The 13776-nt window shown below is 36.4% G+C and carries 24 protein-coding genes; all 24 read left to right on the forward strand.

All coding sequences use genetic code 11. From position 1 onward, the window contains the following. Window positions 1-44 precede the first annotated feature (44 nt). The 24 genes from FD31_RS01330 to FD31_RS01440 all read left to right on the forward strand — a co-directional run bounded on the left by FD31_RS01330 (window position 45) and on the right by FD31_RS01440 (window position 13765). Entirely contained in the window at window positions 45-527 is a 483-nt protein-coding gene (locus FD31_RS01330; RefSeq protein ID WP_057890968.1) for a hypothetical protein, read from the forward strand. Further along, window positions 524-1279, forward strand: a complete 756-nt coding sequence (locus FD31_RS01335) for a phage antirepressor KilAC domain-containing protein (protein WP_057890969.1) — start codon at window positions 524-526, stop codon at window positions 1277-1279. Before FD31_RS01330 ends, FD31_RS01335 begins: the two co-directional genes overlap by 4 nt. Continuing rightward, window positions 1280-1705 (forward strand): single-stranded DNA-binding protein, encoded by a 426-nt coding sequence (gene ssb / locus FD31_RS01340; RefSeq protein WP_057890970.1) that lies wholly within the window; start codon window positions 1280-1282, stop codon window positions 1703-1705. It abuts the gene before it with no gap. 15 nt (window positions 1706-1720) lie between these two features. Continuing rightward, window positions 1721-2155: a hypothetical protein gene (locus tag FD31_RS01345; protein WP_057890971.1), complete on the forward strand. Its 435-nt coding sequence runs from the start codon at window positions 1721-1723 to the stop codon at window positions 2153-2155. Further along, window positions 2148-2387: a hypothetical protein gene (locus tag FD31_RS01350; RefSeq protein WP_057890972.1), complete on the forward strand. Its 240-nt coding sequence runs from the start codon at window positions 2148-2150 to the stop codon at window positions 2385-2387. Before FD31_RS01345 ends, FD31_RS01350 begins: the two co-directional genes overlap by 8 nt. An 18-nt stretch (window positions 2388-2405) precedes the next feature. Then, window positions 2406-2639: a hypothetical protein gene (locus FD31_RS01355; RefSeq protein ID WP_057890973.1), complete on the forward strand. Its 234-nt coding sequence runs from the start codon at window positions 2406-2408 to the stop codon at window positions 2637-2639. Further along, window positions 2623-2829, forward strand: coding sequence for a DUF6877 family protein (locus FD31_RS01360; protein WP_201782107.1), 207 nt, complete (start codon window positions 2623-2625; stop codon window positions 2827-2829). The genes FD31_RS01355 and FD31_RS01360 overlap by 17 nt, the downstream gene beginning before the upstream one ends. Beyond that, entirely contained in the window at window positions 2816-3286 is a 471-nt protein-coding gene (locus tag FD31_RS01365) for a site-specific integrase (protein WP_057890975.1), read from the forward strand. Before FD31_RS01360 ends, FD31_RS01365 begins: the two co-directional genes overlap by 14 nt. Continuing rightward, complete coding sequence (locus FD31_RS01370) at window positions 3264-3653, forward strand: hypothetical protein (protein WP_057890976.1); 390 nt, start codon at window positions 3264-3266, stop codon at window positions 3651-3653. Before FD31_RS01365 ends, FD31_RS01370 begins: the two co-directional genes overlap by 23 nt. Further along, window positions 3650-3985 carry a hypothetical protein gene (locus FD31_RS01375; protein ID WP_057890977.1) on the forward strand — a complete coding sequence of 112 codons (336 nt, stop codon included), beginning with the start codon at window positions 3650-3652 and terminating at the stop codon, window positions 3983-3985. The genes FD31_RS01370 and FD31_RS01375 overlap by 4 nt, the downstream gene beginning before the upstream one ends. Further along, a complete protein-coding gene (locus FD31_RS14520) occupies window positions 3982-4350 on the forward strand; it encodes a hypothetical protein (protein ID WP_307724936.1) in 369 nt (122 codons plus the stop codon). The genes FD31_RS01375 and FD31_RS14520 overlap by 4 nt, the downstream gene beginning before the upstream one ends. Window positions 4351-4421: 71 nt before the next feature. Further along, entirely contained in the window at window positions 4422-4871 is a 450-nt protein-coding gene (locus FD31_RS01385) for an ArpU family phage packaging/lysis transcriptional regulator (RefSeq protein WP_057890978.1), read from the forward strand. Between the two features lie 434 nt (window positions 4872-5305). Beyond that, window positions 5306-5527: a hypothetical protein gene (locus FD31_RS01390; protein WP_157049138.1), complete on the forward strand. Its 222-nt coding sequence runs from the start codon at window positions 5306-5308 to the stop codon at window positions 5525-5527. Then, window positions 5524-5649 (forward strand): hypothetical protein, encoded by a 126-nt coding sequence (locus FD31_RS14445; RefSeq protein ID WP_268872406.1) that lies wholly within the window; start codon window positions 5524-5526, stop codon window positions 5647-5649. Before FD31_RS01390 ends, FD31_RS14445 begins: the two co-directional genes overlap by 4 nt. A 53-nt stretch (window positions 5650-5702) precedes the next feature. Then, the gene (gene terS / locus FD31_RS01395; RefSeq protein ID WP_057890980.1) at window positions 5703-6548 is read left to right on the forward strand and encodes a phage terminase small subunit; all 846 of its coding nucleotides are present in this window, start codon (window positions 5703-5705) and stop codon (window positions 6546-6548) included. Continuing rightward, the gene (locus FD31_RS01400; protein WP_057890981.1) at window positions 6532-7848 is read left to right on the forward strand and encodes a PBSX family phage terminase large subunit; all 1317 of its coding nucleotides are present in this window, start codon (window positions 6532-6534) and stop codon (window positions 7846-7848) included. The genes terS and FD31_RS01400 overlap by 17 nt, the downstream gene beginning before the upstream one ends. A gap of 50 nt (window positions 7849-7898) precedes the next feature. Beyond that, the gene (locus tag FD31_RS01405; RefSeq protein WP_057890982.1) at window positions 7899-9437 is read left to right on the forward strand and encodes a phage portal protein; all 1539 of its coding nucleotides are present in this window, start codon (window positions 7899-7901) and stop codon (window positions 9435-9437) included. Then, window positions 9427-10545 (forward strand): phage minor capsid protein, encoded by a 1119-nt coding sequence (locus FD31_RS01410; RefSeq protein ID WP_057890983.1) that lies wholly within the window; start codon window positions 9427-9429, stop codon window positions 10543-10545. The genes FD31_RS01405 and FD31_RS01410 overlap by 11 nt, the downstream gene beginning before the upstream one ends. A gap of 75 nt (window positions 10546-10620) precedes the next feature. Continuing rightward, window positions 10621-11184 carry a hypothetical protein gene (locus FD31_RS01415; RefSeq protein ID WP_057890984.1) on the forward strand — a complete coding sequence of 188 codons (564 nt, stop codon included), beginning with the start codon at window positions 10621-10623 and terminating at the stop codon, window positions 11182-11184. Window positions 11185-11198: 14 nt separating this feature from the next. Further along, the gene (locus tag FD31_RS01420) at window positions 11199-12209 is read left to right on the forward strand and encodes a phage major capsid protein (RefSeq protein ID WP_083483553.1); all 1011 of its coding nucleotides are present in this window, start codon (window positions 11199-11201) and stop codon (window positions 12207-12209) included. A gap of 16 nt (window positions 12210-12225) precedes the next feature. Then, window positions 12226-12630, forward strand: a complete 405-nt coding sequence (locus FD31_RS01425) for a head-tail connector protein (protein ID WP_057890985.1) — start codon at window positions 12226-12228, stop codon at window positions 12628-12630. Next, the gene (locus FD31_RS01430) at window positions 12624-12980 is read left to right on the forward strand and encodes a putative minor capsid protein (RefSeq protein WP_057890986.1); all 357 of its coding nucleotides are present in this window, start codon (window positions 12624-12626) and stop codon (window positions 12978-12980) included. Before FD31_RS01425 ends, FD31_RS01430 begins: the two co-directional genes overlap by 7 nt. Next, window positions 12973-13338: a minor capsid protein gene (locus FD31_RS01435; protein ID WP_057890987.1), complete on the forward strand. Its 366-nt coding sequence runs from the start codon at window positions 12973-12975 to the stop codon at window positions 13336-13338. Before FD31_RS01430 ends, FD31_RS01435 begins: the two co-directional genes overlap by 8 nt. Then, on the forward strand, window positions 13316-13765 hold the full coding sequence (locus FD31_RS01440) for a hypothetical protein (RefSeq protein WP_057890988.1): 450 nt from the start codon (window positions 13316-13318) through the stop codon (window positions 13763-13765). The genes FD31_RS01435 and FD31_RS01440 overlap by 23 nt, the downstream gene beginning before the upstream one ends. The last annotated feature ends 11 nt before the right edge of the window (window positions 13766-13776 follow it).

The following is a 13776-nucleotide window of genomic DNA, read 5'->3' on the forward strand; positions in this document are numbered from 1 at the left end:
TTCAATTTTTATTAAATAAAGACTAAAAATGAGGATATTAAATTATGAATACTGAAAATCAAAAAATGTTAAGCGATGTAAGAAATGCACTCGATTCTGATGATTCAATCTTTATCGGATTAGTTGGAAATGGGAATATCGATGTTAATGGAATGAATTTCATGTCTAATTCAGAGAATATGGATCTTGTTAATGCCATTTTGATTGAAACATGTCTACGAAATATTTTTAGGCGTGAGCAACTAGGTGAACTAATTGAACCAGGTAAGGAAGATGTAGCTGAGTTTGCAAAGGATGTCATTAAATCCAGCAATAAAATTGCTTTGAGGAAACTACGAGAACTTGGTAAGACGGTAGACAATGGCAATCCAGTTAATGTAATCAAAGTTAATCCGAAGAAACATGCTGCAGCAATTGCCATTGATGTTTCAAATCCAAAAAACTTAGAAAGCAATGATTTCTTTAATTCAATGCCTGAGGAATTAAAACAAAGAATCAGAAGAATGGTTGGGGGTACAGGTGAATGAATAATTTAAGGAGTTTTAGTTTTGCAGGTATTGATATTCGAACAAGTGTAATTGACGGAGAGCCATATTTTGTTGCTAAAGACGTTGCAGATGTTCTCGGATATTCCGAGACTAATGCACTGACCAAGAGACTTGATGACGAAGATTTCATATCCGCCAAATTGTCGGGTATGAATATGAAGTCGATTTTGATAAATGAGAGTGGATTATATACTTCGATTATTGGAAGTAAGTTACCCAATACAAAACCATTTAAATATTGGATAACACATGAAGTTTTACCTTCAATTCGTAAGAACGGTGTATACATGACCAATCAAAAGGCCTATGACATCACTCATAATCCGGGAGCATTGGGAGACCTACTACTCCAAGCCGGTGAACAATTGAAAATTAAAGATGCTCAAATTTCAGAGCTAACACCAAAAGCTCAATTTGCTGATCAGATTTCTAAAAGCAATGACACAATTTTAGTTCGCGACCTGGCCAAATTACTTTATAAAAATGGGATTGCCATTGGACAAAAGGAATTATTCAGATGGTTAGTAGAAAAGAATTATCTGATAAGAAAATCCAATGGTTATATACCGACACAAAGGGCCGTTGCTTTAAAAGTTATGGAAGTCAGAGAAACACCGATATTACATCAATATACTCAGCCTACGATTAGCTTTACAACGTTGGTCACCACAAAAGGACAGCAATACTTTATTAATAAATTTTTATCAGCTAATCGAAAGGTGGAAGCTTAGATGATTAACAGAGTAGTTTTAGTAGGACGTCTGACACGTGATACAGAGTTGCAGTATACATCAAGTGGCAAAGCTGTTGCTCAGTTTACAGTAGCTGTTAATAGACAATTTACTAATTCTCAGGGCGAACGTGATGCTGACTTTATCGGTTGTACTATTTGGCAAAAAGGTGCAGAAAATTTCGTTAAATATACTCATAAAGGTGTATTAGTTGGCATTGATGGACGCATTCAAACTAGTTCTTATGATAATAAGCAAGGCCAGCGAGTCTATCGAACAGATGTAATCGTTGAAAACTTCTCATTACTTGAATCAAAAAAGAATACTGACAGTAAACCTGCAGATAACCAACAGAAAAGTACGCCTGATCCTTTTGAGGATAATAGTCGGCCAATAGATATCTCTGATGACGATTTACCATTTTAAAAAGGAGAACGAATTATGGAAGCAAATGGATATACAATATTGGATTTTCCAAAGCATAAATTTGATGTTATCCAGATGGCTGATGCTATTAGAAAAATAACTAAAGATAAGCAATTAAGAGGCTATGCTGACTTATACGCATTGGACAAGTTAGACAAGATATCATCCGTGGCCAATAGCATTATTCAGAAGGAATATCAAAAGGTAATAATGCCTAAAGTGTTTGATGTTTGGTATTGGAAGCAATCAAAAACCTCCTTGCTTGTCCCTAAAATGGAATTAATTTTTAGTCTAAGCTCTTTAATTCTTAGCGATTCTAATGAAAAGGACTACGAAGTAGCACTAAGAGAATGGATTTTTGAAGGTAATCACTTTGATTATGCTGCATATGAAAAATGTGTTGATGCAATTAACAATGGGTTCAAGGTTGAAGGTGAAAAACATGAATGATGTTGAAAATCATGTTTTAGATGAATTGAAAGATTGGCTCAAGTCCGGCAGTGAAGATATTCAAGAAATTCATAGATCATCTGACCATAAAATGGTTCATTTAAAAACTAATAAGCATGAATACATATATTATCCAGATACGAATAGTTTGTTGGTGGAGATTAAGACCAAAGCAGTTGAATATCAGCCAGTTCTTTATCCAAACAGAGCTGTCGAAACGAGTTTGTGGTAGCAATAGGAGGTTTCAAAAATGAAACATGTATATATGTTGACTGATATAACTGGTAACTACGAAAACGAATTGTATGTTGGAAAGTATTCTGATAGCGATGATGGGTATGGGTTGTTTTCAGTTGAATATGTCGAAAAAGATGAAGATAAATATTTATTTTTGACAGAAGAAGAATTTAATAAAGCTTTAAATCAATTCAAAATATTTAAACCAAGTCATTTTACAATTTATGGGGATGATGAATTTGAATAATGATCCAATTGAAAGATTGTTAGAAATATCTGATAGATTGCCTATTACTGTATTAGCTGATATTAAGAGTCGAATGGGAGATTGGATGTTGTCTGGCGGTAAGAAAGATGATTCTTACATGTGGCAACAAGTTAAGTTTGCTGAAAATTGGTTAATTTTTAATGGAGGAAATAGTAATGAAGAAGATTAGAACGAGTAATTTAACCAAGTACGAATTAGAAATTATTGATAATTATGCTCGAGTTTATGGCTCATTAGCTAATACTGCAGGACTAGAAGTTTTATTAGCTCTATACACAGGGATGAGATTTAAGGAAATTAGTGGATTGACCTGGGAAGATATTGATCTGGTTAATAACAGTGTTCGTATCGTTAGCAAAGTATCTACAAAAAAAATCCCCGTTGATAGTATGGTCATGTTTAAACTTGAAGACTTAAAAAAGGAACAACGTATTAACTATGCAAAACATGGATATGTTCCTGAAACCAATTACGTATTCATCAACAAAAGAATGCATAGGCCCACAGTTGTAAGTCTGGAAAAGTTTATTTCTGATTCATTAAACACAAATCAACGTGTATTGTTCAGAACTTTAAGAGATTCAGTTAAGGAGATAGATGGGCATGAGAATATTAAAAGGGTATGACCTATATGAGAGAAGTGATCTCAAGCGTTTAAGATTTGAGTTTGGGAAAATGCCAGATGTTACAACAAAATGGTTTGGTCAGGAGTTCGTTTATTTAGATATTTATATCAATGAACATCCTTCTAAACGTGCTCAAATCTTGAAAGATATTGATGACTTTATACACTTTCGTGCAGATTTCAAAGAAGTTAAAAAAATATATTGTGCGGAATGTGGAATTGAAATAGAAGATGATTATTACACAGTTGGAGACGATTTCTTGAAAACTAGATATTTTGAAGAGCAAGACGGAAGTGACAATATTTTTTGTTCAGAGGAATGTCTTTTAACAAGTTTATCCGTTATGAGTTATGAGGTGGAAAAATGAAGTTTTCAAAAAGAAATAATCTCAAAGCAACGGTACAATCTTTAAATTTTGCTATTAAAATGCTTTGCGATAATAAACAAGATATTTTTGATAATACAAATGTTAAAAACGAACAGTTGGATTTAACGGTTGACTGTATGGACGATATTTCAGGCGTCATTAGTCAACGTCTTAGTAAGGATGGTCCTAGAACATTGTATGAAGAATTTATGGAAGGATATACAGACCGTCATGATCGTTTAGAAGATTTTTTAGACAGTCATGATAAAACAATGGATAACGATAAATTAGCAGTACAAATATTAAATATTTTAGATGGTGAGCGTAAATGATTAAGGAATATCGAAAAGTGACGAATATAAAAGCAGAACAATTCGACAATTCAAAAGCAATGGCTATAAAGTATCATCTTTATCACAACGAGGACACAATGTTTACTGATGAAGCTGCACTCAAAACTATTGAAGGTATCATGCATGTTAAGCCCGGCGATTGGATTGCAACAGGTATAAACGGAGAACATTGGGCAATCAGGGATGACATATTCAAAAAAACTTACGAAGAAACGATTCCTAAAGGAATTATTTATTACTACAATCGTCAAAAAAAGTTGTCCAAATATTTGTTTAGTCAAGGGATTATGGATTGTGATGAACTTGCATCTGCTATTTTGGATGTTTTAAACGAAGACAAATAAAAAAGCCACTCACAAGGTGAGCAGCTAATTGGTTTCTAGTCAAAATCAATTATATCACGGGGGCGGCCGATTTGTTTTTATTGCCAGAAATTAATCGAAACGAAAGTAGAAAAAACGCTAGAAAAGTTTTAGCTCAGTATCGTCGATTATCCAGAGTTGCTGGGCGGTCACTTACTGATATAAAGTCACCAGTAATAACAGACATGCCTAAAGGATCTTCATTCGGTAATTCTCAGGAAAATATGACTGCTGATGTTAGTTCAGCAAGATGGGAAGTTGAAGAAATTGAAAGAGCTGCGGCAACGTTATCCAAAGAATGTTTTGAAGTAATCTACTTCAGGTATATGTCAAAGGAATTTCACACAAGAGTAGAAATAGCTAGTTTGGTTTTTGGAAGCCTTACGGCTAGAAAAACGGTCGAACGAAGGCAAAGCGAGGCGCTGTTACAATTCTGTGAATCCTATAGGTTTGGTGAGTTGCTGGTATACAAGAAAAAGAAAAAAGATAATGTATCTGTTTAGTGACGCACTTTTGTCTATATTATGTCGCATTTTTGTCCATATTTTGGGGCAAAAAGTTCGCTTTGGGGATGTATATTGGTATTGTCGAAAGATTAAAAATAAGTGTCATATGGTAACGACTGCGGTTACTCTGCCGCCAAAAAGGAGCAATTTGACAAAGAAAGTCATTAAAACTAGACACTTTTAAATGACATTTGCAGTTAGTTTAATAGCTGACTGCATTATACGGATAATCAAGGGATGTATTAGATTGAATCCTCCTTCTTTCATACTTGAATACAAGAATTTAACAAATATATTGCATACTGATTTGGTCATAAAAATATCAATCAATTTAATATTCTGGTTCGAGTCCAGATATCCGTTTAGATGATGGATGCTGTAGGAGGCTGCCATTATTTTATTAGATCACTCACACGAGTGGTCTTTTTATTTTGCCTAATGGAGATATTATCATGATTAAAATTCAGAATTATTATTTAAGTGATGATTCAACAGACGTCTACTCAAGTATTGTCTGGATTAGTACAAAAGAAATCTGTTCAATAGAAAGTAGTAGTGAATATGAGAATCTTATGATTATTATCATGACAAGTGGGGTTGAGTATTTTGTTGAAAGAATTACTGCCGAAAAATTGTTGGAGGCGCTTCAATGAAATTAGTTAAAACAAGTTTTGGATTAATGACACCTTTAGAAGCTAAGATGATTGGTGACATTGATAAAGAAGCCAAAGTAAAAAAGCAGAATGAGAAGATTGATATCAAATCAAATCGTTAAAAAATTCTGAAACAAACACGGATAGCATTTACTAGGGGAGGTGGTGAATATGAGTGGTTAGACCTAGAAATCCTGACCGTGATAAGGCAATGAAAATATGGCTGGATTCTAAGGGAGACAAACCACTTGTTGACATTGCCAAACAGTTAGAAGTATCAGCATCTACTATCCGAAAATGGAAGTCTCAAGACAAATGGGCTGATAAATTGAAAGGGAGCGCTCCGATATCCAAAAGGAGCGCTCCCTTTCGTTCACTTAAAAATAATAAGAATGCTGTCGGTAATTCTGGTGGTTCAGCACCGCCTGGGAATAAGAATGCACTGACAACAGGTCAGTATGAAACCATCATTCTTGATCAGTTATCTGATGATGAGCAGGCAATATTTGAAGGTGTGACTGATGATCCATTGATAACCATTAATACCGAAATACGCCAGCTGAAAGTTCGACAGTATCGGATTACCAAACGTATCAATGGTGTTGTCCAAGGGATGGATGATATTGAAGTTCAAACTTATAACAAAATTAAACAGAAACGTCGTTCATTTAATGATGATAACGGTAATCGAATAGTCACCAAAGTAAATGAAGTAACTCCGACAGGTTCAATGACACAATCTTATAGGAAGTTTGATGACTTATTAAAACTTGAAGATGCACTAACTGCAGTTGGAAATTCATTACAAAAGGCAGTCAAAGAGAAAGCCAAGATAATGAACATCCCTATGGACCAAGAGTTACTTCAAGGACGTGCAGAACTTACTAAGCAACAGGCTAGGATTCTTAAATATAATGCTGACAAACTTACAAATAATGGTGCTGATAATCCAATCATCAAGGCTATGTCAGCAATTTTGAAGAAGCAAAACAGAGGTGATGCTAATGCAGACTCCGATTAAAGATATTAAATTTTCACCGTTGCAAGAAGAGTTTATTACAGCTCCATTTGATCATACCTTTGAAGTAAATGAGGGCGCTATCCGTTCCGGAAAGTCTGCTGCAGCATGTATGCGATTGGCTATGTTTTATATGTTGTCTCCGGACGAATCACATTTAGTGTCAGGCTTTAATCAGGAGATTGCCTACAAGATTTATATCGAGGGTGATGGACTTGGACTGGCCTACATATTTGATGGAATGTCACATTTACAGCGTGATCGTGGTGGTGATAATTTAACGATTGATTTGCCGAGTGGCCAAAAGAAGATTTACTTCAAAGGTGGCGGGAAGTCTAACTCGGCTAATAGTATTCGAGGGATGTCATTAGGATCAGTGGCGTACACAGAAATTGATTTGCTTAATCAAGAATTTCTTAAGGAAACATTCAGACGTACTGCCAATGCCTATATTCGTTACCATTTGGGAGATTTAAACCCACCAGCACCAAATCATCCCATCATAGATTTCTTTAAGGAGCACCGAGCAAAATGGCAACACTGGACTATGAGAGATAATCCAGTCATGACACCAAGCAGATTGGATGAGCTTAAAGCAGAATTCAGTGCCAATCCTTATTTATATAAGCGTGACTGGTTAGGCGAACGTGTAATGCCTGAAGGTGTTATCTATTCCATGTTTGATAAAGATAACATGACTGATAAAACATTGATGGGCAAACCTGTGGAGATGTTCTTCAGCACCGATGCAGGTCAAGAGGATGCTACAACAATGAGCTGTAACATTATTACTCAAGTAAGAGATGACAGTGGTCGTTTTAAGTTCGTATTGAATCGAGTGGCCAACTACTACCATTCGGGACGAGATACACACAATGTGAAAGCAATGAGCAAGTATGCTGAAGAACTACTAAGGTTTGTCAATTGGTGTCACAAAACGTATCAGATGTATTCAAATATAATCCTAGTTGATCCTGCAGCACGTTCATTACGTGAAGAACTAAAACGAGTTGGATTAGCTACTCAAGGAGCAAACAACAATGCTCATGAAGTAGCCGGTGGTCGTAAAGGTATTGAAGTTGGTATCGAAAGGTCACAGAACTTAATGTCCAATGGTCAATTTAAATTGGTTGAAACTCCAGACAGTGGCATCCCTATGAAGTATGACCATTACAATTTCATTCGAGAGATTGGAACGTATGTCAGGGATGACAATAGTGGTTATCCAGTAGATGCTAATAACCATGCAATGGATGAGTTTCGTTATTCAGTTAATTATTTCTATCAAAAGTATGGTAGGTGATGCGAGTGTTTAATAATTTATGGTCAAAGATAAAGGTGGTGTTAGCAAAAATGGGACTGATCAAGTCGATTGAAAGTGTGTCAGATGTCAGTAATTTACTGATTGATGATGACCAGGTGAAACAAATTGATTTATGGGATGCTGCGTATAAAGGAGACCCAAAGTGGATTCATAAAAAATGGACTTCAGCCTTAAACAATCCACATTCATATAAGCAGAAGTCATTGAACATGCCTAAAATCTTATCTAAGAAGATGGCCAGCCTAGTATTCAGTAAGAAAGTTAATATTCTTGTGACTGAGCATACTGATAATAAAGATGATTCAGCAACTGATGATGACCAAAGCGACAATGAAGCAAACAACTTTATTCAGTCGACTTTGGATGATAACTATTTCTATAACAACTGTGAGCGATACCTTGAGTACATGTTTGGTACTGGAGGGATGGTAATGCGTTTCTATGTTGCCAATGGTAAAGTTAAGATTAGATTTGCGACAGCTGATTCATTCTATCCAATCTCACAAGACGAAAATGGTGTAACTGAGTGTGTTATCGCCTCGAAGTTTGTTAAATCAGGTAAGTATTACACACTACTTGAATGGCATCTTGAAGACGATAAGAATTACATTGTTAGAAATGATTTGTACCAATCAATTGATGCTAATTCTGATGATTTGGGTACTAGGGTTCCACTGAAGACTGTGTATGGGACTTCAGTAAATGATGAGTCTAATTACCCCAAGTTACTTTACACACGTCCTACGTTCATTTATTTGAAGCCTAATTTGGCTAATAATTTTAGCTATAACAGTCCATTGGGGATATCCATTTATGCTAATGCCATTGATACATTGAAACAGCTTGATCAAGCCTATGACATGCTGAACCAAGAAATGGAAATGGGCAGACGTCGTATTATTGTTCCGGACCAGCTAATGGAAAGACGTGTTAATCCATATACAGGCATCCCTGAATACTTCATGAATTATGATGAGCAGGTTTACCAGGGATTCACATTTAATGGAACTGCAGGTGCAGATTCGCCACCAGCCCCTAAAGACATTACCTTGCCACTGAGAAATCAGGAAATTATTGAGACAATCAATTCACTTCTTGATATCTTGGCTGCACAAACGGGCTTTAGTGCTGGTTCATTCAGTTATTCAAATACTCAAGGGTTAGAAACAGCCACAGGCGTTATCAGCCGTAATTCAGATACATATCAATCCAAGAATAGTCATGAAACTATCCTAGAAGATGCATTTAAGAAGATGTGTCAGACGATTCTTGAACTTGGTAAAGCTTCAAAAATCTATACTGGAACAACTGATATTGATGTATCAGTTAACTTTGATGATTCAATTGCTAAGGACAGAACAGAAAATGCTAACTACTACGAATTGATAACAGGTAACAAGCCTCTTATGCCACGTAAAGATGCAATCATGCAGGCCTTTGGATTAACTGAGGACCAAGCACAAGACTATTTGGACCGTCTTAATGAAGAAGAGTCTCAGGGCAGCATGGATGATGTTTTAGATAATAATCACTATGAAGATACTAACGAGAATGATCATGAAGCTTGATGCCTGGGAGTTAGAACTTTTAGCAGCGTCATCTACTGAAAAGATAAAAGTAGTAGAAGATGAAGTCTGGGGCATTATCGTCAAAGTTTTGTCTAATGCAATTGATAAAAATAGTTTGGAAGATTCTAGTTCAACACAGGAGTGGTTAAATGAACTACTTGAGTACAGAAACCTTTTGAAGGATAAAACATCCCCACCGATACGATTTGCTTTCAATGAGGCCATCAAAAAGTTACAGAATCAGATGGACGACCAGTCTAACTTGAACATGGATGTTGAAGAGACTTGGCTTGCTGATCAGGTTAAAAAGAAACTTTTAACTCCAGCCCCAGCGATAAATAAATCGATTAAAGTCAAGAAAGTAATTAATCAACATAAGAGAGATGATATTAAGTACCTTGCATTAGCTATGAATAACATGACCGAGAATGCATTTAAAACGTTCAAGGGAATAATCAGGGATGCTATTACTCAATACTTACGTGGAGGTTTAACTACACAACAGGCTATAACAAGGGCTTCATACAAATGGGCTGACCAAGGAATACCAGCATTAATTGATTCTGCTGGGAAACACTGGGCACCTGATGTATACGTTAGGTTAGTCATGAGTAATTCAATCAATGATTTATACAATGACGTTGAAGCAGCGCGTTTCAAAGAATACGGTGGCAATTTAGTTAAGATATCAAGCCATGCTGACTGTCGGCCAACTCACTTGAAATATCAGGATAAGATTTACAGTCTTGCAGGTAAGACAGACAAGTACCCTAATCTCTATGATTCAACCAATTATGGATATGGTGGTGGTTTATGTGGTATTAACTGCAGACATCACTTAATGCCTTATATTCCTGAAACTGGGGATGCTTTCGAGGATAAAAAAATAGACGCTGCCGAAAACAGCCGTAATTACAAGATTGCTCAACAGCAACGGGGATATGAAAATAAATTGAGAGAAGCTAAGCGTAGACTAAAGTCAGCTAAGGCTATGGGTGATCAAAAACAGATTGATCAATGCAAGAAGTTAACAAATCAGCGTAGTAAGAGATTGCGTGATTTTGTTTCTTCAAATAATTTAACACGTGAGACCTATCGTGAACGGTAACAAGTTGTATTTGACCTAAGTAAGTCATGAAACTGCTTATTTTTTATACCCAAATTTAGAAAGGAGCAATATTTTATGTCAGAAACAACTGATACAGGTACAGAAGATACAAATACAGAATCAGATACTCAAGTTGAAACTGGTACAAATGTTTCTACTGAAGATATTGAATCAGCTAAGCAATCAGCAATCACTGACTTACTTAAAGATGCAGGTCTTGATTCTGTGGATGAATTAAAGAATGTAGTCAAGGCGCAAAACGATGCAACAAAAGCTAATCAAACCGATTTAGAGAATTCCCAATCAGATTTAAAGAAATCTAACGAGGAAAAGGAAACTTTAGCTGCTAAGGTTACATCCCTAGAAGCTACTAACGCAGTTCTCAAGGCTGGAGTGGTTTCAGATCACGTTGAAGATGCTACTATTCTTGCTCAGGCAAAGGTGGCTAACGGAACTGCAAAGGACTTCGGCAAGGCCATTAAGGACGTATTAAAATCCAATCCTCAATTTACTGGGGATGTAAAGACTGGTCCTGATGGTACGGCTATTACTAAGGAGAACATCCAAGGTAAAAAACAAACTAAAACAACTATTCAAGATCAGATTGATAAGTTAAATCAATTTAGAATTATTAAATAAGGAGGCTATTTTAAATGGCAGTAACATTTGATCCAGACAATGTAACAATGCAAGATGCGAAGACTGGCGAGGTTCCAGCAAATCTAACTGATGAAATCATTACTAGTGTTAAAACTGGTTCTGCAATTATGCAATTGGCCAAAGCAATCCCAATGACTAAACCCAAAGAACGTTTTACGTTCATGACAGGCGTTGGTGCATATTGGGTTGAAGAAGGGCAAAAAATTCAAACAAGTAAGCCTACATTTTTAGAGGCATGGATTGAAGCTCATAAGATGGGTGTTATTATCCCAACCACAAAAGAAAATTTAAATTACACGGTTACTAACTTCTTTGAATTGATGAAGGCTGAAATTGCAGAATCTTTTGCTAAAAAATTTGACCAATCAGCACTCTTTGGAACCGATTCGCCATTTCCACAATCAGTTCTTGGTTCTGCTGCGCTTGCTGAGCAAGTAACGAGTGAAACGAAGAATAAATATGATGATGTTTCTGGAGCTTTGGCATTTTTGGAAGGACAAGACTTGGATGCTAATGCAATTGCTGCACCACGATCACAAAAGGTAAAATATCGTGCAACTAAAGATGGCAATGGAAATCCTATTTTTAATGATGCTCACGGTAGTTCTACAGCTGATTTACTTGGATTGCCTATTGGATGGGCTTCACGTGGTTCATGGGATAAGACAAAAGCTACAGAAATCTTGGCTGACTGGGATAAAGTGCGTTATGGAATTCTAGGTGGTATTAAGTATGAAATTTTGACTGAGGCAACTTTATCCATTAATGATGAAGATGGACACCCAATTAACCTGGCTGAACGTGATATGGCTGCTATCAAAGCAACATTTACGCCAGCTTTCATGGTATTCCAAGATGAAGCGGTGTCAGCTATCGTACCTAGTGGCGTTACTCCAGAAAAGAATAAGCAAAATGCACGTCAAAAAGTAAACAAAAAGAATAATGATGAAGAGACAACCTCAAATACGCCTGCAGGTGATTCTGGAACCGGCACAACAAAATAGTTAGGGGATGATAATTGTGGAATTACATAAAGCTGTTGATTTAGATTTCTATAATACTGATTACGGTGGGACGATTGAATTGGATAAAGATTTTATCGATAAGAATCTGAAACAAGCAGCTGATTTAATCAATCAATTCTGCAATTTTTATTTTGACTATCATTCAATTGATGACCTGCCGCTTGAACAAGACAAGACTAATGTAAAGAAGGCCTTGTGTGCTCAACTGGAGCATTTATTTGAGTTGGGTGGTAACACTGAGTTAACTGGTCAAAATGCTCCGACAGGCGTTCAGGTTGGCAATTTTCAGATGTCTGGTATGAAATCTAATAGCACAGGTATGAGAGCTGTTAGATCAGAAAAGGCATTGCAGTATCTTAGACCTACTGGATTGCTATATCGAGGTGTTGGCCAATGGTAAATGACTATCCAATCCCACTGAATGTACTGATACACAACATTGAAGTGATTCCTGAACGTGAGTCAAATGTTGGTTCATTACATCCATCTGAAGATGAAAAGGGTCATGTGTTCAAACGTGTTAGAGTACAGCCTAAAGATACATCATCTAATGGCAGTACCGGTCCTGAGACCAAAGGTTCATATTTGCTATTCATTGACTACTTGAACTCAGTTAATGTTGGCGACTATGTAATTAAACCTGGTGATAAAGTGATTTGGAATGGAACAAGTCGTAAAGTTATTGGGATATCAGCATTGTATGGACTGAATCCAGACCATGTTCATCATTGGGAGGTAAATCTTGAATAATAAAGTAGATTGGGGCTTTTGGTCACAACGGTTAGCAAACAAAGAGGGGCTTGAGATGGCTTTAGCGTATAAAATACGTGAGCTATCTGATCCGTACGTTCCCTTTCTCAGTGGTAATTTAGCTGGGCATGTAAGTGTTAATCATGATGATACTGGTGCACATATTATTTATGGTGAAAAATATGGCCATTATCAATATAATGGCTTTAGCAAAAATGGTAATCCGTTGCACTATACAACAACTCATCATCCCTTGGCCGGTCCTAATTGGATTGAGCCAGTTAAGAGGGATGCAATGAATAAAATCACTTCATTCACTAAGGAGGCTATTCTTCATGGTACAGGTCTTGGATCTTGATAAAGTTATTGCGGAATACATTGATGAAAATGCTGATTTACCAGTTGAGTTGGTGATTGGCCAACCGTCAACACATGGAACATCTTTTGCTTATTTAATGCGTTCACTTCAAAAATATACGAACTACCGTGATGGTAGACAAAAAAGGACATTTAGCTTTGATATTCAGGCTAAGTGTCCTTCTTGGTTAGAGGCTACCAATACGTTGAATCGTATTGCTGATTTAATGAATAGAGTACGTTCAAGTCAATTAAAGTCGCAAAACGGTAGCTTTGAATTTTCTAAGGCCTCAATGAAGCAACCCCCAAGTTTTATAGCAAATGTTACAGATAATTTAGACGTTGTTACTGGAGAAAAAATCTCCGGCGATAACGTCTTTTGTGTTTACGATGTCTCTTTCGAAGTAGAAGCAATTATTAATAGATAAGGAGGCCAACT

This window comes from Companilactobacillus nantensis DSM 16982 (genome assembly GCF_001435815.1).
Classification (GTDB): Bacteria; Bacillota; Bacilli; order Lactobacillales; family Lactobacillaceae; genus Companilactobacillus; species Companilactobacillus nantensis.